Annotated in this window: 16 protein-coding genes and 1 tRNA gene; 9 read left to right on the top strand and 8 right to left on the bottom strand. The window is 28.9% G+C overall.

Annotated features, from left to right (window positions below):
- Positions 1–26: 26 nt before the first annotated feature.
- Together ABNT14_RS02760 and ABNT14_RS02755 are read right to left on the bottom strand one after the other, a co-directional pair.
- Positions 27–170, bottom strand: coding sequence for a hypothetical protein (locus tag ABNT14_RS02760; protein ID WP_180948560.1), 144 nt, complete (start codon positions 168–170; stop codon positions 27–29).
- Positions 171–236: 66 nt separating this feature from the next.
- On the bottom strand, positions 237–824 hold the full coding sequence (locus tag ABNT14_RS02755; protein ID WP_101902354.1) for an RNA polymerase sigma factor: 588 nt from the start codon (positions 822–824) through the stop codon (positions 237–239).
- Positions 825–1048: 224 nt separating this feature from the next.
- On the opposite strand from ABNT14_RS02755, the gene uvrA reads away from it, so the two are divergent.
- The gene (gene uvrA, locus ABNT14_RS02750; RefSeq protein WP_101902371.1) at positions 1049–3838 is read left to right on the top strand and encodes an excinuclease ABC subunit UvrA; all 2790 of its coding nucleotides are present in this window, start codon (positions 1049–1051) and stop codon (positions 3836–3838) included.
- Positions 3839–3917: 79 nt separating this feature from the next.
- Here the strand turns inward: uvrA and ABNT14_RS02745 are convergent, their stop codons facing one another.
- Positions 3918–4553: an HmuY family protein gene (locus tag ABNT14_RS02745; protein ID WP_101902355.1), complete on the bottom strand. Its 636-nt coding sequence runs from the start codon at positions 4551–4553 to the stop codon at positions 3918–3920.
- A gap of 30 nt (positions 4554–4583) precedes the next feature.
- Positions 4584–6653: a TonB-dependent receptor plug domain-containing protein gene (locus ABNT14_RS02740; protein WP_101902356.1), complete on the bottom strand. Its 2070-nt coding sequence runs from the start codon at positions 6651–6653 to the stop codon at positions 4584–4586.
- A 100-nt stretch (positions 6654–6753) separates the two neighbouring features.
- On the opposite strand from ABNT14_RS02740, the gene ABNT14_RS02735 reads away from it, so the two are divergent.
- The 5 genes from ABNT14_RS02735 (at position 6754) to ABNT14_RS02715 (ending at position 12770) form a co-directional block, all read left to right on the top strand.
- Entirely contained in the window at positions 6754–7656 is a 903-nt protein-coding gene (locus ABNT14_RS02735; protein ID WP_101902357.1) for a DUF6607 family protein, read from the top strand.
- 6 nt (positions 7657–7662) lie between these two features.
- Positions 7663–9153: an ankyrin repeat domain-containing protein gene (locus ABNT14_RS02730; RefSeq protein WP_101902358.1), complete on the top strand. Its 1491-nt coding sequence runs from the start codon at positions 7663–7665 to the stop codon at positions 9151–9153.
- Between the two features lie 47 nt (positions 9154–9200).
- Positions 9201–9674: a DUF2271 domain-containing protein gene (locus tag ABNT14_RS02725; RefSeq protein WP_101902359.1), complete on the top strand. Its 474-nt coding sequence runs from the start codon at positions 9201–9203 to the stop codon at positions 9672–9674.
- Between the two features lie 13 nt (positions 9675–9687).
- Positions 9688–11892, top strand: coding sequence for a PepSY domain-containing protein (locus ABNT14_RS02720; protein WP_101902360.1), 2205 nt, complete (start codon positions 9688–9690; stop codon positions 11890–11892).
- Between the two features lie 320 nt (positions 11893–12212).
- Positions 12213–12770 (top strand): YqgE/AlgH family protein, encoded by a 558-nt coding sequence (locus ABNT14_RS02715; RefSeq protein ID WP_101902361.1) that lies wholly within the window; start codon positions 12213–12215, stop codon positions 12768–12770.
- Here the strand turns inward: ABNT14_RS02715 and ABNT14_RS02710 are convergent.
- Both ABNT14_RS02710 and ABNT14_RS02705 read right to left on the bottom strand, forming a co-directional pair.
- Entirely contained in the window at positions 12767–13597 is an 831-nt protein-coding gene (locus ABNT14_RS02710; protein ID WP_101902372.1) for an aminotransferase class IV, read from the bottom strand. The genes ABNT14_RS02715 and ABNT14_RS02710 overlap by 4 nt on opposite strands.
- A gap of 94 nt (positions 13598–13691) precedes the next feature.
- The gene (locus ABNT14_RS02705; protein WP_101902362.1) at positions 13692–14075 is read right to left on the bottom strand and encodes an START-like domain-containing protein; all 384 of its coding nucleotides are present in this window, start codon (positions 14073–14075) and stop codon (positions 13692–13694) included.
- Between the two features lie 113 nt (positions 14076–14188).
- On the opposite strand from ABNT14_RS02705, the gene ABNT14_RS02700 reads away from it, so the two are divergent.
- The 3 genes from ABNT14_RS02700 (at position 14189) to ABNT14_RS02690 (ending at position 15780) form a co-directional block, all read left to right on the top strand.
- Positions 14189–14262 (top strand) — tRNA-Met (locus ABNT14_RS02700).
- Positions 14263–14588: 326 nt separating this feature from the next.
- The gene (locus tag ABNT14_RS02695) at positions 14589–14843 is read left to right on the top strand and encodes a hypothetical protein (protein WP_101902363.1); all 255 of its coding nucleotides are present in this window, start codon (positions 14589–14591) and stop codon (positions 14841–14843) included.
- A 187-nt stretch (positions 14844–15030) separates the two neighbouring features.
- Entirely contained in the window at positions 15031–15780 is a 750-nt protein-coding gene (locus ABNT14_RS02690) for a DUF4184 family protein (RefSeq protein WP_101902364.1), read from the top strand.
- 55 nt (positions 15781–15835) lie between these two features.
- Here ABNT14_RS02690 and ABNT14_RS02685 read toward each other — a convergent pair whose 3' ends face one another.
- The gene (locus ABNT14_RS02685) at positions 15836–17782 is read right to left on the bottom strand and encodes an OmpA family protein (RefSeq protein ID WP_101902158.1); all 1947 of its coding nucleotides are present in this window, start codon (positions 17780–17782) and stop codon (positions 15836–15838) included.
- 23 nt (positions 17783–17805) lie between these two features.
- Positions 17806–18720 (bottom strand): PorP/SprF family type IX secretion system membrane protein, encoded by a 915-nt coding sequence (locus ABNT14_RS02680; protein ID WP_101902159.1) that lies wholly within the window; start codon positions 18718–18720, stop codon positions 17806–17808.
- Positions 18721–18727: the final 7 nt, after the last annotated feature.

Raw genomic sequence — 18727 nt, 5'->3', positions numbered from 1 at the left:
CAATTATTTTGTTGAAGCTTTTCAAACTAATTCAAATTCAATTCAATTAAATAATTAGATTTAGTTTTAATTACTTTTAATGATTTTGAAAAATTAATTAAAAACTGAATAGTTTCTTTTTTAGGATTCATTTTAAAATCTGAAGATTTGTCTAGGTAAATTCTCATCATACTTTTCTCTTTTCTCTTTATTCATTTGTTTTCAAGCATTTAACGACAACAATTTCCCTTTATTGCTTAATTAACTAGAATAATTTTATTTTTCTCTATTATTTTTCTCAAGTTAATTAAAGCATATCTCATTCTTCCTAAAGCTGTATTAATACTTACACCTGTATTTTCAGAAATTTCATTAAAACTCATATCATTATAAATACGCATTTTTAAAACTTCTTTTTGTTCTTCTGGTAATTGATTAACTAAATCTCTTACAGCTAGTAATATTTGTTCTTTAATTATTCTATTTTCTATATTTAACGACCCATCTGCTAATACTGAAAAAATATCAAAATCATCAGTATTATTAAACTTAGGCATTCTATTTTTTTTCCTAAAAAAATCAATAATTAAATTATGAGAAATACGCATCACCCAAGGTAAAAACTTACCTTCTTCATTATAATTACCTTTTTTTAAAGTTCTTATTACTTTTATAAAAGTATCCTGAAATATATCTTCTGTAATGTCTCTATTTTGTACTTTGCTATAAATAAAACTATATAAACGTTGTTGATGACGTTTAATTAATAATTCTATCGCTAGTTCTTTTCCGTTAATGTAGTCTTTTACTAAATCGCTATCGCTTACAATGTCTTTATATACCATAATTACTTTTTTATAGAGTAACTTAGTTACTCTTTTATGAAAGGAGGATGTTTTTTAAAAGTAATTTTTTTAATATAGGCTGTAATTAATTGATTATTAGACTTCAAATATGTGATTTTTTTTTCAAAAAAACAAGAATTGTTTTATTTTTATTAAAAAACTATAAAGCCTTTTCGGCTTATTTAATTGAGAAATCGTATTTTTATAGCTTATTTTTTAAGTACATGAAAAGAGACCTTTCTGCCATCAATCCTAAAGAAAATATTATTATAAAAGGAGCTAGCTTACACAATTTAAAAAACATTGATGTTGTTATTCCTCGTAATAAATTAGTAGTAATAACAGGGCTTTCAGGTTCTGGAAAATCAACACTAGCTTTTGATACTTTATACGCCGAAGGACAACGACGTTATGTAGAAAGTTTATCGTCATATGCTCGTCAGTTTTTAGGAAAATTACACAAACCAAAAGTAGATTATATAAAAGGAATAGCGCCTGCAATTGCTATTGAACAAAAAGTAAACTCAACAAATCCACGATCCACAGTAGGAACCTCAACCGAAATTTACGATTATATAAAATTATTATATGCTCGTATTGGTAAAACTATTTCGCCAATATCAGGTAGCGAAGTAAAAAAACATACTGTTTCTGATGTTCTTAATCATGTAAAAACTTTTGAAGAACGTACCAAACTTTTATTATTAGCTCCAATTATTATCAATAAAAATAGAGATTTAAAAACTGTTTTACAAGTTTTAAATCAACAAGGATATGCTCGTTTAAAATATAATAATACCGTTTTAAGAATTGACGATTTTCCTATTGATGATTTTAATAATGAAGATTTATTTTTAGTTGTTGATAGAATTATTACTAAAAATGAAGAAGATTTTTATAATCGATTAGGTGATGCTATTCAAACTGCTTTTTTTGAAGGAAAAGGAATTTGTTTCGTTGAAAATTTAAATGATAAAAAAATCACAGAGTTTAGCAATAAATTTGAATTAGACGGAATCACATTTTTAGAACCTAATACCCATTTATTCAGTTTTAACAATCCGTACGGAGCTTGTCCTACTTGCGAAGGTTACGGAAGTGTAATTGGTATTGATGAAGAATTAGTTATTCCAAATACAGGATTATCTATTTTTGAAGATGCTATTTTCCCTTTTAAAACAGACAGCTATAAAATTTATAAAGAAAACTTAATTTTAAATGCTATTGATTTTGATATTCCTATTCATAAACCTTGGTTTGAGCTTTCTGAAAATCAAAAAGAATTAGTTTGGAACGGAACTAATAAATTTGAAGGAATACACGATTTATTTAAAAAACTAGAAGAAAAAAGTTATAAAATTCAGAATAGAGTAATGCTTTCTCGCTATCGAGGAAAAACAACTTGTAACAATTGTAACGGAAAAAGACTCCGTAAAGAAGCTAATTATGTACATGTTCATGAAAAAGTAATTTCAGATTTAGTTACACTTCCTTTAGATGAACTATCAGTGTTTTTCAATAATTTAAAACTAAATGAACACGAATTAGCAATAGGAAAACGATTGCTTACTGAAATTAATAATCGCTTACAATTTTTAACCGATGTTGGTTTAAATTACTTAACCTTAAACCGTACTTCAAACACGCTTTCTGGAGGTGAAAGTCAACGAATAAATTTAGCAACATCATTAGGAAGTTCACTTGTTGGCTCTATGTATATTTTAGATGAACCTAGTATTGGTTTACATCCAAAAGACACCGAAAAATTAATTGATGTACTTAAAGATTTACGTGATTTAGGGAACACCGTTATTGTAGTTGAACATGATGAAGATATTATGAAAGAGGCTGATTATATTATCGACATAGGTCCTGAAGCGGGAACTTACGGTGGTAACGTAGTTGCTGAAGGTACTTTTGATGATATTATGAAATCCGATTCGCTAACGGCTAAGTATTTATCCGAAGTATTAAAAATTGAAACCCCTACAATACGTAGAAACTCAAAAAACACCATTAATATTATTGGTGCTCGTGAAAACAATTTAAAAAATATTGATGTTTCTTTTCCGCTAAATACCTTAACTGTTATTACAGGTGTTTCTGGAAGTGGAAAAAGTACCTTGGTTAAGAAAATTTTATATCCTGCAATGCAGAAAAAACTGGTCGGGTATGGTGAAAAAGTAGGTCAGTTTACTGATATTACAGGAAGTTTTGAAAATATAAAAAATGTTGAATTTATTGACCAAAATCCTATCGGACGTTCTTCAAGGTCAAACCCAGTAACTTATATAAAAGCTTATGATGATATTCGAAAATTGTTTTCAATTCAAAAATTAGCGAGTATCAGAAATTATCAACCAAAACATTTTTCTTTTAATGTTGATGCAGGACGTTGCGAGGTTTGTAAGGGCGAAGGAATAGTTACTATTGAAATGCAGTTTATGGCTGATGTGCATTTGCAATGCGATACCTGCCACGGAAAACGCTTTAAAAAAGAGGTTTTAGAAGTTCATTTTGGTAAAAAATCTATTGATGATATTTTAAACCTAACTATTGATGATGCTGTTACTTTTTTCGAAGAACGAGAACAATTTAAAATTGCTCGTAAACTAAAACCCTTGCAAGATGTTGGCCTAGGATATGTACAATTAGGGCAATCATCATCAACATTATCTGGTGGAGAAGCGCAACGTATAAAGTTAGCTTCTTTTTTAATGAAAGGAAATACCAAGGATAAAACTTTATTTATTTTTGATGAACCTACCACAGGACTTCATTTTCATGATATTAAAAAATTACTTACCTCTTTTAATGCCTTAATAAATAAAGGTCATTCGATTATTGTAATTGAACATAATATTGAATTAATTAAATGTGCCGACCATATTATTGACCTTGGTTTACAAGGCGGAAAAAATGGTGGAAATTTAATTTTTACAGGAACTCCAGAAGATTTAATCAAAAATAAAGACTCTTTTACAGCGCATTATTTAACTGATAAAATAATATAAAAAATAGAAAAGCTGCCTAACCTTTTCGGGATAAGCAGCTTTAACATAACAAAAATTAACAAAACTCAATAGTTCTTACTTATTGAAGGTTTTTATCACCTACAGTCGGATTGTATACATAATTAAAAGTATAATATTGTGCACCTGAATTTTTAGGATCGGCAGAATTTGAACTGTCCATATCTTTATAATAACTTAAAATTTCTATTTTAGCATAATTCCCATCAATCGTTTTTACAACAAGTACTTTTCCTGCTACAGGATTTATACTGTGGTCAGAAAAATTATAAGTATACCACAAACTTTTTGGCAAGGCTAACATTCCTTTTTCATCTTGCTTGAAACGAGCAGATTCGGGGGCTTTTGTAATCTCTGAAAAAGTTCCTAAGGCTAAAGCGATACTTGCTTCTCCTGTTCTTTTTGGCTCTTCTTTAACTCCTGTCGATTCTCCTCCATTTACGATAATTGTGGTGGCTCTAAAGGCGATATCCCAATTATCATCGGTTACAATTCCTCCTTTTTTAAAGCTAAACTTTACAAATTCACCTGAAGCCGTTGGAGGATTTACCGCATAATCAGTAAGTTGTTTTGCGTGTAAGTTTTTAATTTGTTTTGCCATAACTGGCTCAAAAACATCATCACTGCTATTATCACTACAAGAAACAGCTAAAAAAGCAACTAAAACGATTAGCCAAATTGATTTTAAAATTTTCATTTTATATATATTTACTTGATTATTTTTTATCTAAAAATTAAACTGAAGGCTTCCGTAGAAAGTTGTTCCTAACTGTAAAACAGTGTCGTTATTTTTAAATGTTTTTTTATTTTCTTCTCCCTTTTCATTAAATAAATTATTAACTCCTACTCGAAGATTCATTCTGTTAAAAAATGTTTTAGTAGCCGCAATATTTATTTGTGTATTTCCTGCTACAAAATCATCAAATTCATCAATAACTCCTTGACTATTATTCGTGTCAAACAAGGCGTATTTACTTCGATAAATAGCTCTAATATTTGCCGAAAAATCATGGGCATAATTTTCATAAAAAACTTTAAAGTTTAGCATGTGCTTCGATTTATTTGGCAAGCCATAATAATTTGACATTTTCATTTTTTGAGAAGGCGAAGTACTTGTTTTTCTAAAAAATATCTCCCCCGATTTCAGCTGATCTTCTTGTAATTTATCTCCTGTATCTAAAAATTGATACCCTGTTAAAATGCTAAAATTTGATGTAATTTTATAGTTAATATCCAATTCTACTCCTTGCATATAAACCTGGTTTCTATTTCTATAAGAAAAAACTCTCGTTCCTATTGGCAATCCTAAAGAAAGTGGTTTTAATCGGGTGTCAAAAGAATCAATCATATCTTTTAAATCGTTTCTAAAAATATTGACATCTAATTTTAACTTTCGAGTAGGTTTTAGTTGAAATCCGAAGTTATAACCAATCGAACTTTCGGGTTTTAACTCTTTTTCAATGGCTTTTATTTCAGGAGTATCTGGAAATAACTGATGTATTGTTTGCGTTCCAAAAACAACATATCCGTTTGCTGAATTTTTAAAATTGAAATGAAGCTGTCTAAAATCAGGCGCTTTAAAACCAAAACCAACCGAGCCTTTTGCTGTAAACCATTTATTTATTTTATAGCTAGAGGATAACTTAGGGGTAAATGCCGATTTATATTGATTGCTTTTTTCAAATCTAGCACCAATAATTACATTTAACTTCGCATTCGGATTAAAATCAAACTGCCCAAAAACATAAGGCGTATCGTATTTTTTAACGCTATTAAATTCCGTCCTTTCTAATGAATTAAAATTTGATCCTAAACCTATAACTAAGGTGTTTTTACCAAAAACAGCAGTCGATTTAATTTCAGGACGCATTAATTTTTCATTGTATAGCTTATCTTGTTTATTAAAAACACTTTCTGTAGTATATTTTGTAGTATAAAACAGGTAGTTTAAACTCCAATTATCCTTTATTTTATGATGTATATTGGTGTTAATATTCCAATCTGTTCGCTTGTTTTTAGCTGATTTAATAGCTTGTTGCGATTGTGTATAAAATCGTGAAGAAACTACGGTTTTTAAATGATCCGAAAAATCATAACTTAGTTTTAAATTCCCTGTAAAATTCTGATGTGCTTCTGTTGTTTTTGAAGCGGTTTCTGGAGATAAATCAAAGCCATTGCTCGAATTTAAATTAATACCAGAAACCAACCCAAATCGCTTCTTTTTTAACTTAATATTACTGTTAATATCTAATTCATTTGCTGCGCCACCTTTTGCTAAATAGCTTACAAAACCTTCTATTTTACCATTTTTTGGCTGTTCGGTAATGATATTAATAACACCACCAATCGCCTCAGAACCATACAAAGATGACGACGGTCCTTTAACAATTTCTATTTGTTTGATGTTGTTTACACTCAGCCTACTTAAATCAATATTTCCTGATGCTCTTCCTACAACAGGAACTCCATCGATTAAAATTAAGGTGTAATCAGCAGCAACTCCCTGAATTTGCACGCCTTGAGAGCCTCCAAAATCAGACACTAAAGTAATACCTGTTTGTTCTAATAAAATATCTTTTAGCCGTACCGCACCTGATTTTTGTAATTGTTCTTTCGAAATTAAAGTAACAGGCACTGGTATTGACGATAACTGACGCTTTGTTCTTGTTGCTGTTATCACCACTTCTTCTAAACCATAAGAAGCGGTACAACCATTGTCAGTCGCCATTTTTTCTTGAGAAAAAACAGTTAAACTGATAAAGGCAAATACACTTATAAACTTCCTATATAGAAACATTCTTAATAATTTTCGGCAAATATATACCCTTATTATTAATCAATCTAAATAAAATGTATATTTTTACAAAAAATTTATTACATCAAAAATAATCCTTAAAATGAAAAATTTATTACTGGGAAGTTTAGTACTTCTTTTCGCTGTTTCGGCAAATTCTCAAAGTAAAAAAACAAAAGATAAAGAGGCTATCAAAAAAATGTGTGGTTGTTTTGAAGTAACTTTTAATTTTGCAGAAACCTTTAATAATAGTAAAGATTCACTATACAAACCTTCGAAAATAAAAATTGATACTGCTTTAGAATGGGCGGAATTAATTGAAGATGAAAATAACAAAATTGCTATACAGCATTTATTACAAGTTGGAAACCCTGCAAAACCGCATATCGTAAAACATTGGCGACAAGATTGGGTATATCAAAACCAAGATTTTTATATGTTTAACGGTGATAATAATTGGGTATATGAAAATAAAACTAAAGCAAGTGTAAAAAAACAATGGACACAAAAAGTGTATCAAGTTGATGACAGCCCTCGCTATGAAGGTTCAGGGTCATGGGTACATGTTGATGGGAAAACTTACTGGGAAAGCACCACTGACGCACCTTTACCTCGTAGAGAATACACCAAAAGAAGTGATTATAATGTAACTGAAAGAGGAAACCGTCATGAAATTACAAACTACGGATGGTTGCACGATCAAGACAATAAAAAAATCATCAGAAAAACAGGTAAAAAAGATGTTATTGTAGCATACGAAAAAGGATATAACACCTATGTTAAAGTTGCCGATTCTAAATGTAAACCTGCACAAAAATGGTGGAAAAAAAATCAAGGAAAATGGCAGATAGTTAGAAATAAGTGGAGCGATATATATGCTAAAAACACCAATCTTTCTTTAGAGAAAAAAGTTAAAAATAAACCTTTATATAAACACTTGTTTTCTGACAAAACAACTACCGATAAAGATATAAATAACATTATTGAAGCCTTTGTTAAAAAATAATTGAAAATGAAATTATTTAAACAATTTTTATTAGCTAATTTTTGCTGTATCAGCACATTGGTTTTTTCTCAAAACACAAACATTTTTTTACAAAGAAATTTTTGGAAAACAAATCCTAGTATTGAACTGATAAATCAAAAAATACAAGAAAAAAATAACGCTACTGCATTAAATTCTCACGGATTTGATGCAGTTACTTACGCTATTTTAGAGAACGTTTCGAATGCTACAATCAAATATTTACTAAGCTTAAAAGGCAATGGCATTGAAAAACTTACACACGACAAAAGAACCTATGTTTTTTGGGCGGCTTATAAAGGAAATATTGGGTTGGTAAAGCATTTTATAGAGAATAACGCCAAAGTAAACATTAAAGATTCGCATCATTTTTCGCCCTTAACTTTTGCCGCTGCAACAGGGCAAACGAATATCGAAATTTATAATTTGTTTATCAAAAATGGGATTAATATTAAAAATGATTTTGATGAAAATGGTGCAAATGCACTTTTATTAGCCATGCCTCATTTTAAAAATTTTAAGCTAATCGATTTTTTTATCTCTAAAGGATTATCACTAAAAAGTGAAGATAATCACGGAAACGGAGCATTTAATTATGCTGCTAAAAAAGGAAATAAAACAATGCTTGAATTGCTGATAAAAAAAGGAATTTCTTATAAAGGATTAAATAAAAACGGCGGAAATGCGTTTTTACTAGCCTCAAAAGGTTCAAGAAATGGCTATAATTCACTTGCCTTTTTTAAGTATTTAGAAGGTATAGGAATTAATCCAAATATCAGTAATATAAAAGGGGAAACTCCGCTTCATAATTTGGCTTACGGTAATAAAGATATTGCTATTTTCAAGTACTTTTTAAGTAAAGGAATTGCTGTAAACAAAACAGATTCCCAAGGAAATACTGCCCTAATAAATGCTGCTAGTAGAAATTCGTTAGCGGTGATTAAATTGTTAGCTTCAAAAACTAAAAACATTAATCAAACCAATAAAAAAGGAGAATCGGTACTTACAAAATCATTAAAAAACAGCCCTGATATTGTAGCATTTTTACTGAAAAAAGATGCAGATATTTCTGTGATAGATACCAAAGGAAATAGTTTAAACTATCATTTATTCAAAACATTTAATGATAAAAAAGAAGCTGAATTTGAACAAAAATTAACCCTATTAGAAACAAAAGGTTTACAGGTTAATCAAACTCAAAAAGATGGAAATACGCTATATCATTTGGCAGTTCAAAAACAACGTTTAGCGATGTTAAAATTTATCAAAAAGTATAAAATTGATATCAATGCTAAAAACAAAAAAGGTTTAACAGCATTGCAAGAAGCTGTATTAATTGCTAAAAACAGCGTTATTATTAAGTATTTAATTGCCCAAGGTGCTAACAAAAATGTAAAAACGGCTTTTCAAGAAACACTATACGATTTAGCAGCAGAAAATGAAGCTTTAAAAAACACTGATATCAATTTTTTAAAATAATCAAAAAATTATTTTTTTTGATTTAGTAAATTATTAAATATTTAAAAATGAAAAAAGTACTTATAATTTTAAGTGTAGCCTTCGGAATTATGGCGTTCAATACCTCGGATGCGCTGACCTATAAATGTATGATTCAAATGAAAAATTATACGGGTGAAGGTGCCTATATTATTGTTTCATTACTCAACCCAAACGGCGAATATGAAAAAACTTTAGCTGTTCAAGGCGATGACCAGGAATGGTATTCAGACATTACCGAGTGGTGGGGTTTTCAAGGAAAAGTTCGTACAGATATTGATGCCATTACAGGCGCAACTATTAGCCCAGGAAACAGAGCAATTACCATGCTTCAAATTGATAGCAAAAAACTAGATAAAGGCTATAAAATTAGGTTTGAATCGGCTGTTGAAGACCAAGAATATTATAAAAATGATATTGAATTTGAACTGACTTCAGAAAACTTAAAAAGTAAAATGGAAGGCAAAGGATTTATCCGATATATTCGCATGATTGCACAATAAATTTCAATAAAAAATGACGATTTCAATTTGGAGGTATAGCCACTTAACTTTGGCTATATCTTCTTTTATTTTTATCCTTACCGCCTCGATTACAGGTATTATTTTAGCTTTTGAACCTATTTCAAATCAGTTAAAACCCTACGCAATACCTACCAATCAAATTAACCTTTCTCAAACAATATCATCTTTAAAAAAAGAATATCAAGAAATTATTACACTAGAGGTCACTCAAAATAACTTCGTTATTGCTTCGGTAATTACCAAAAAAGGGAAAAACAAACGCTTTTACATCAATCCTATTTCTGGTAAAAAAATAAGCAATATTATTCCAAAATCAAAGATTTATAAATGGGCTACAAACCTACACAGATCGTTGTTTTTAAAATCTACAGGGCGGTTTTTAGTTGGGCTATTCTCTTTCTTGCTACTTTTAATTACCATAACAGGAAGTATTTTAATTATTAAAAGACAAGGCGGAATTAAACGCTTTTTCAGCAAAGTTGTTAAGGAGAATTTTGTGCAATACTACCACGTAGTTATTGGGCGTTTTGCCTTAATCCCTATTATTATCATTACTGTTACAGGTGTGTATTTATCTTTAGAAAAATTTAATATTTTACCTAACACTAAAATTAAACACACCTTTAATTCGAGTAGTTTTACGGGGTTTTCTTCGGATAAAAAATCTGTTAAAAAAATTCCTATTGAAGATTTCGCTACTTTTAAAAACATCAAATTAAGTGAATTAGAAAGCATTGAATTTCCTTTTTCTGACGATAATGAAGATTATTTTTTATTAAAATTACACTCAAAAGAACTAATTATACATCAATATTCAGGTAAAATTATTAGCGCTAAAAACATCTCTTTAACAGCTATTTTAGTTGATTGGAGTTTATTTTTACACACAGGGCGTGGCACTATTTTTTGGGCGATTATTTTACTTTTAACAGCTATTTCTATTTTATTTTTTAGCTATTCAGGTTTTGCTATCGCCTTAAAAAGAAAGCAAAAAAGCCTGCTTCCTAAAAATACTATTAAAAAAGATGCTGCCGAAATTATCATCCTTGTAGGATCGGAAACTGGCGAATCTTTTAGAAATGCAACTTCTTTATATAATGCACTTATTATCAGTAAAAAATCAGTTTTTATAGCACATTTAAACGATTATACTTCCTATAAAAAGGCACAACATTTACTATTATTAACCTCCACCTATGCCGAAGGAAAAGCACCTGTAAATGCTACAAATTTTTTAAATTTATTACAAAAAATAACGCCTGAAAACAATATAAAATATGCCGTAATTGGTTTTGGTTCTTTGGCATATAAAAACTATTGTAAATTTGCCATTGATATTGATAATGTCCTTGAAAAGCATCCGAAATTTGAAAAAATAACAGCTCTTTATAAAATTAATAATCAAGATTTTTTAGCCTTAAAAAAATGGAAGTTAGAATGGTGTCAAAAAACAGGTATTGATTTACAGCTAAAATTAAACATAAAAAAACATAAAAAACAACAACAATTTTCGGTAGTTAGTAAAACCTTATTAAACAATGATACTTGTTTTTTAATCCGATTAAAACCTATTAAAAAGATAAAATTTACCTCGGGTGATTTAATGGCTATTACACCTAAAAAAGATGGTATTAAACGCTTATATTCTATTGGAAAAATAGAAAATGATGTTTTATTAAGTATCAAAAAACATGAATTTGGCGTGTGTTCTAATTTACTTTTCAATATTGAAAAAAACACAATTTTAGAAGCAAAAATAGAAAAAAATAAAGCATTTCAATATCCGAAGAAATCAAAAAAAGTTGTTTTAATTGCTAACGGAACAGGAATTGCACCCTTTTTAGGAATGTTAAATAACAGTAATGAAACACACTTATTTTGGGGCGGAAGAACGCAAGAATCCTTAAAAATATACCTACCTTTTTTATCGGGTTTAAACCCTAAAAACATTCACATTTCTTATTCGCAGGAAAATAATAAGTACGTAAAACAATATGTGCAAGACAGCATTTTTAAAGAATCCGATTTAATTGCCGATACCTTAAAAAATAATGGATGTATTATGATTTGTGGTTCTGTTGCCATGATGAATGGCGTTTTAAAAGTCTTAACTCAAGTTACTTTACAAAAATTAAATACTCCAATTGATAAATTTAATGCTACTTATAAGCAGCAAATTAAAACAGATTGCTATTAAAAACCTTACAAAAATGTGTTTTTTAACGGATTCTAATTAACCGAAAATTACACACAATTTTATTACTAATTATGATGAAATAAAAACAAGTAGTATGTGGTCAAACAGCAATTATTCTTCTATCTTAAAAATGTATTTAACAAATAAAATACATTTTAAGATAGCGGATATTTAGTTTTAAAAAACAAAATATCCGCTATCTGTTATAAAAAAAAATGAGATTATTACAATTTTAGTAAAAATATAAATCTTTTTTTTTGTAAATCTCATTAGTTTCATTAATTTTTACCTATTTTGGTCTTGTACTAAACAATAAATATATGGTTGCACTAAAACCCAAAAAAGGTAGGTTGTTAATTGCTGAACCTACTATTTTAAACGATAGTTCGTTTAAACGAACTATTATTTTACTAACTGAACATACCTCAAAAAGCTCTGTAGGGTTTATTTTAAACAGACCATTACAGCATACTTTAAACGACTTAGTACCTGAAATTGACTGTGATTTTAGAGTGTATCAAGGTGGTCCTGTTGAGCAAGATAACTTGTATTTTATACATAAGGTTCCTCAACTAATACCTAATAGTATTGAAGTTGCTAATGGTATTTATTGGGGTGGTAATTTTGAAAATTTAAAAAAACTGTTGGTTGAAAACAAGTTAAAACCAACAGATATTCGCTTCTTTTTAGGATATTCAGGATGGGAAACAAACCAATTAATTGATGAATTAAATATTGATTCTTGGTTTATTTCCGAAAATGATTACAAAAATATTTTAACAACTAATAACGAGAGCTTTTGGAAAAATAAGCTACTTCAAAAAGGCGGTAAATATAAAATTTGGGCAAATGCACCCAGTGATATTCAAATGAATTAACCAGTAATAGCTAATAATTTAAGGCTGCTCTTTATTTTATTAGTTATTTCTGATGTAAATACTTTTTTTCGATAATTAGTAACTGATTGAATACCAATAATAGCATTTGTTATAAAAATTTCATCTGCTTTTTGTAATTCAAATGGAGAAATAACGGTTTCTTCAACAGTATAATTAGGATGTTTTTCTAAAATTTCTAACACTTTCTTTCTAGTAACTCCTCTTATACATCCCTCCGTTAAAGCGGGTGTTTTTATAACTTCATCTTTTATTACAAAAATATTCCCATTAGTAGCCTCAACAACTCCTTTACGTTCGTTAAGTAATATACAGTTGTCTAAATCATTTTCATTAGCAAAAACAGCTGACAAGGTATTTAGCATTCTGTTAGTTGTTTTTATAGTTGATAACAACCCCGAATAATTATAAAAATCTTTATATAAATCTATTTTATAACTCGTTTTTTCTATCGGATGGAACTCACTTGCTTCAATTAAATAATCAATATCATTTGATAGTGGGTTATACAAACCGCCATCCTTTCTATAAACAGTTAATCGAACCCTATAATTTAACGATTTAGGAAGTTCATTTGTTACCTTTAAAATTTCTTCTTGTAAAAATTCAAGTGTAAATTTCATTGGAATTTTCATACGTAGCATTCTCATTGAAGCCATTAATCTAAAATAATGATCTTCCATAAAAACAACCTTTGTATTTAAAACTCTTACCGTTTCAAAAATAGCATCACCATATTTAAAAGCTCTATTATCATTAGATAATTGTAATGCTGTTTTTGGTATTATTTTCCCGTTAAAATTGATCATTTTTAAAAATTTGATTGCAAAATTACAATTTAGGTAATTAGTAGCCATAAAAAAACTCGACTAAATATCGCGTTTTTTTATAAAACGTAAAATACTAAGCTCCTATACTATTTTTTAAGCTTTCAATTTGACTTTCCCATAACATTTTTGCTTCCTCAAGATCGTCTTGATCATCAGCAAAATCAGTAATAATAACAGCTACATCTTTAGTTAATGCATCTACCTGTATTAAAAATTCAAAATAACTTTCATCACCTTCACTTTCAATCCATTTGTATTTTATGCGCTCATTTGCTTTTTTTGCTAAAATTTTAGCCTCCTCTTCTGAGCCATCCCAAGTAAAAGTAATTAATTTCCCACGAGAATTAACGCTATCAGCAAACCATTCTTCTAATCCTGAAGGGGTTGCTAAACTATTAAACAGCATACTTGGTGATGCGTGTATAGGAAATTCTAATTCGTATTTAACTTTTGTCATTTTTTTTTTTTCTTAGTATGGCAAGGTATATATATTTTTTTTAAAAAAAAATTCATTTTTATTACATTTTTTATTGTGTATCTAAAAAGAAGTTGTATATTTGCACCCGCAATGGCGAGATAGCTCAGTTGGTTAGAGCGCAGGATTCATAACCCTGAGGTCGGCAGTTCAAATCTGCTTCTCGCTACTAAAAGACTCTGAAACCCTTTATTTTAAAGGGTTTTTTTGGTTTTTATTGGCTACGAAAACAAAACGTGTCAAAAGTTTTACTGTTGATTTTAATCCAAAAATCAATACAAAAAAAATGTCAAAACTTTAAAATAGTAATAGCCTACTACCTTTTATAGACTATATTCCTGCAGAATTAAAAGAAAATAACCGTTAGGAAATCATCTTTTACGCAAAAGACCCTACGAAACAAAGCAACTAAAAAGAAAACGGCATAGAGTAAAGAATTTAAAATGTAAAAAACAAAGAGGATATACACTCAAACAATCATCATCAAATTAAATATTGATACGAGGTTGGACACCTTTTAACCGTGTCAATAACTCGCCAAAACAAGAACAAAAACTACTAAAAAAAGTAAAATTGTTTGATGTCTTTGATAATTATTTACATCAAATAAATCAACAAATGGCAAAAAAATCGTTGCGACCAGATACTTTAAGAGCTTATACAAGTCATATCAAGAATTTAAAAGTATTTTTAACCGAAAAAAACAAGCAAATTGCGAAGTATCTTAATTCACGTTTTAATAGATCATGAAAAAGTGCCGATTTTCTTTTTTCTAATGATAATCTTAAATCTAGAGAAATACAATTAGAACCTAAAAAAATATCTGATACATGGGCTAAACACAAAAAACAAAGCTTAATACTTAAATGATGTCATTTACTTATCTTTCGCGTTGAATTTAAAATACTTTTTATAAAATAAAATTAATATATAAAAAATGCCGTTTACCTTTTCACACCCAGCAATTGTTATGCCTCTTAAAAATATCTTTGGAAAATGGATTTCTTTGACCGCAGTAATAATTGGTAGTTTAACACCTGATTTTGAATATTTCTTGCGGATGAAAATTCAAAGTAACTTCAGTCATACCATACTTGGAACACTTTGGTTTAACCTTCCCTTAGGGCTCCTATTATGTTTTATTTTTCATCTTATCATTAAAACACCGTTACTAGAAAATTCACCTAAATATATTCAAACACGAACAACTGATTTAAAAGATTTAAACTGGAATAATTATTTTATTAAAAATTGGTTTATTGTTTGTTTATCTATTTTGATCGGAGCATATTCGCACATACTTTGGGATTCTTTTACACATCAAAATACCTTTTTCACAAGCTATTTTAAACTGAATAAAAAAATATTAAATTCTCCAATTTCATACTTTAAAATACTACAACATTTAAGTACGTTACTAGGTGGTTTATTTATTATTTGGTCTTTAAAAAAAATAGAAAAAAAGAATATAAAAGAATATAAACCTAACCCTACTTACTGGATAGCTATCAGTTTAGTAACAATTACTATTTTAATAATACGGTTTTCTATCGGCTTAAAAATAACCGCATACGGAAACATCATTGTAAGCATAATTACCGCTATAATGATCGCTATAACAACAGTTTCTTTTTTCTTTTTGAACAAGAAGGAAATTGGTTATAAACCAAAAAACACGAAGTATTAACCTCGTGTTTTTTTATTATAAAACTTATTTTTTAAGCGTTTAGCAACTACTTTTTTTACTCATTTACTGCCTTTACAATTTCATTTCCTTTAACAATATAAAAATAAGAACGCCTGTTTTTCTGATGCTCTTCTTCCGTACATTTTTTACTGTTGGCATCATCACAATCATTTAATAAATCGTCCTCTCCAAAACCAATCGCACTTTCTATTCTGTTTGATGCAATTCCTCTTGAAATTATATAATCGCGCGTTGATTTTGCTCTTCGATCAGATAAATTTCTATTGTAAGTTTTACTTCCACGACTATCAGTATGAGACTCTATTTTGATAACTAATTCAGGATACGTATTCATTACACTTACAATATCTTCTAGTTCATATTCGGCATCTTCTCGAATGTTCCATAAATCAAAATCAAAATAAATAGGATTAATTACTATCTGATTTCCTACTATTAATGACTGTAAATTAAGATTTACAATAACATCTTGCTGATTAACATCAAGGGTTGCTGCTTGTTCATTTACATTTTTATAGCCTTCTTTTGATGCTACAACTACAAAATTATGCTCACAATCTCTCTGTTTAAAAATATAAGAACCTGTACGTCCTGTTTTTAATGATGATACAACTTCTCCTTTTGGATTCATTAATTGAACAACAACATTAGAAATTGGTTCTCCTGTACGAGAATCACTAATTACTCCTTTGATATCCTCTTTACATTGATAAATTATAAAACTATAAATATCATCATCTCCCTTTCCATTTTTGCGGTTTGATGAGAAAAATCCGTGGGAATGTTTTTGGTTTATTACAAATGAAAAATCATCAAATGCACTGTTTATTGGACTTCCTAAATTTACAGGATTTTCATATTTCCCTTCAACGTATTTTGCTTCAAAAACATCTAAAGCTCCTAAACCTAAATGACCATTTGACGAAAAATACAACTCGTTGTTTGTTCCGATAAATGGAAACATTTCTCTACTTTCTGTATTAATTTCACTTCCTAGATTGATTGATTTTCCAAATTTATTATCGCCTAAAATTCTTGCTTTATAAATATCAGTACCTCCAAATCCATTTGGCATATCTGATACAAAATATAAAGTTTCTTCATCTAAACTTAAAGCTGGATGACCACATGAATAATCATTGCTATTAAAAGGTAATTCTTGAACATTACCCCATATTTCACCTATTTTATCGGCACTGTAAATTTTAAGATGAGATACTTGATCTTCATCACCTTTTAATTTTCTTCCATCGTAATTATCTCTTGTAAAATAGGCTTTTTTTCCGTTTTTTGTGATAATTATATTAGATTCATGATATTTTGAACTTAATCCTTCAAGCATTTCTGATTTCTCTAAATCTAGCATTTTTTTAGATACTATATTATTTTGCTTTGCCTTATAGATGTTCAAAAATGGTTGTTTATTCCATTTATATAACTTTTTATCTCTTTTATTTTTTGGTTTCGTTGATGCAAAATAAAGTGCGTCATCATAAATAAAACCACCAAAATCAGAATATTTTGTATTGCTTGATACATTATGAATATTAATATACGTTTTTTTTGTATTGGAATATTCTGCAAAATAATCTTTATTATTCTCTAATGATTTAACTCTACTATCACTGCTATTTTCTCCTTTTAACTTTAACAACCAAGTATCAGATTCAGCTATTTTACCATTCGTTTTCAATACTTGAGAGTATCTAAATAAATGTTTAGAAGAAACGTTTTCTTCGTGAAGTTCCATTAATTTTGCATAATACTTTTCTGCTTTTGTAAATTCAAAATTGAAATATTGAGCATCTGCTAAACGACTTAATACTAAATAAGAATTATCGCCTTTTTTATAAATTGACTCATATAATTCGGAAGCTTTTTTATAGGCAAATTCTTTATAATATCTATCTGCAGCATATTTACGTTGCCCTAAACTAGCTGTGCTTATTAATAAAATTAGTATGTATATTATTTTTTTCATCTGAATTCGTTTTTCTTTTATCTTTAGAAGAATCTTGGAGATTTTATAGCCTGTTCCTTAAGTATTTCATAACGTAGCATTGCTTCATAAGTTCCTGAATTATAATTACTATAATTTGAGCTCGTTAAATCATATGCAAAACCTAAGTATAAACTTTTATTTACTTGAAATCCTAACAAAGCACTTATAGAATCATCCCATCGCCAAGCCAAACCTCCTGTAAATTTTTCGTTAAACATAAAATTTGCTGACACATCTACTGATAATGGCGCTCCTTTTACTGCTTTTGCCAATGCTGCGGGTTTAAACTTTATGTTATCACTTAAATCAAAAACATATCCTGCGATAAAAAATAAATGCTTGCGTTCTTTTGCTATATCTCCACCATTAACAGTGTCATCATAATGATCGGTGTTTATAAAATTTGGAATTGCTGCTCCTAAATACCAATTATTTGTATAGTAATATAGTCCTGCTCCAATGGTTGGTAAAAACTTATTAATATTCGTTTGTACTTTTTTATCTCCTGTATTTTTAATACGTCCTTTATTCCAATCAATATTCAAATTACGACCTCCGAGTTTTAATCCTAAAGATAAATTCCCTTCTTCGCTTGTACGAATTGTATAAGACCCGTTGATATCTAAATAAAGTTCGTTTGATGGACCTATTCGATCATTTGTTAAGTTGATTCCTAAACCTACTCCACTATAACCTAATGGAGTGTCATAACTTAATGTCTGACTATCAGGTGCTCCATCAACACCAACCCATTGAGTTCTTCCTAATAAATTAATGATACTATGTCCGTTTGACCCTGCATAAGCAGGGTTTACGGTCATTGTATTGTACATATACTGTGTATATTGTGGATCTTGTTGTGCATTAATTCCGCTGATTATACATAGAATTAATAGTATTGAATATCTAATTTTCATATTGTTT

The organism is Tenacibaculum dicentrarchi (assembly GCF_964036635.1).
Lineage (GTDB): Bacteria > Bacteroidota > Bacteroidia > Flavobacteriales > Flavobacteriaceae > Polaribacter > Polaribacter dicentrarchi.
Note: the sequence above shows the minus strand (reverse complement) of the source record. Positions and strands in the feature narration are given on the sequence as shown.

Bases quoted from the DNA above. Each gene is read 5' to 3' on its own strand.
- ABNT14_RS02715 (WP_101902361.1), top strand. From the start codon at position 12,213: ATGGTTGCACTAAAACCCAAAAAAGGTAGGTTGTTAATTGCTGAACCT.
- ABNT14_RS02740 (WP_101902356.1), bottom strand. From the start codon at position 6,653: ATGTTTCTATATAGGAAGTTTATAAGTGTATTTGCCTTTATCAGTTTA.
- ABNT14_RS02680 (WP_101902159.1), bottom strand. From the start codon at position 18,720: ATGAAAATTAGATATTCAATACTATTAATTCTATGTATAATCAGCGGA.
- uvrA (WP_101902371.1), top strand. From the start codon at position 1,049: ATGAAAAGAGACCTTTCTGCCATCAATCCTAAAGAAAATATTATTATA.
- ABNT14_RS02705 (WP_101902362.1), bottom strand. From the start codon at position 14,075: ATGACAAAAGTTAAATACGAATTAGAATTTCCTATACACGCATCACCA.
- ABNT14_RS02745 (WP_101902355.1), bottom strand. From the start codon at position 4,553: ATGAAAATTTTAAAATCAATTTGGCTAATCGTTTTAGTTGCTTTTTTA.
- ABNT14_RS02720 (WP_101902360.1), top strand. From the start codon at position 9,688: ATGACGATTTCAATTTGGAGGTATAGCCACTTAACTTTGGCTATATCT.
- ABNT14_RS02710 (WP_101902372.1), bottom strand. From the start codon at position 13,597: ATGATCAATTTTAACGGGAAAATAATACCAAAAACAGCATTACAATTA.
- ABNT14_RS02730 (WP_101902358.1), top strand. From the start codon at position 7,663: ATGAAATTATTTAAACAATTTTTATTAGCTAATTTTTGCTGTATCAGC.
- ABNT14_RS02760 (WP_180948560.1), bottom strand. From the start codon at position 170: ATGATGAGAATTTACCTAGACAAATCTTCAGATTTTAAAATGAATCCT.
- ABNT14_RS02725 (WP_101902359.1), top strand. From the start codon at position 9,201: ATGAAAAAAGTACTTATAATTTTAAGTGTAGCCTTCGGAATTATGGCG.
- ABNT14_RS02685 (WP_101902158.1), bottom strand. From the start codon at position 17,782: ATGAAAAAAATAATATACATACTAATTTTATTAATAAGCACAGCTAGT.
- ABNT14_RS02690 (WP_101902364.1), top strand. From the start codon at position 15,031: ATGCCGTTTACCTTTTCACACCCAGCAATTGTTATGCCTCTTAAAAAT.
- ABNT14_RS02755 (WP_101902354.1), bottom strand. From the start codon at position 824: ATGGTATATAAAGACATTGTAAGCGATAGCGATTTAGTAAAAGACTAC.
- ABNT14_RS02735 (WP_101902357.1), top strand. From the start codon at position 6,754: ATGAAAAATTTATTACTGGGAAGTTTAGTACTTCTTTTCGCTGTTTCG.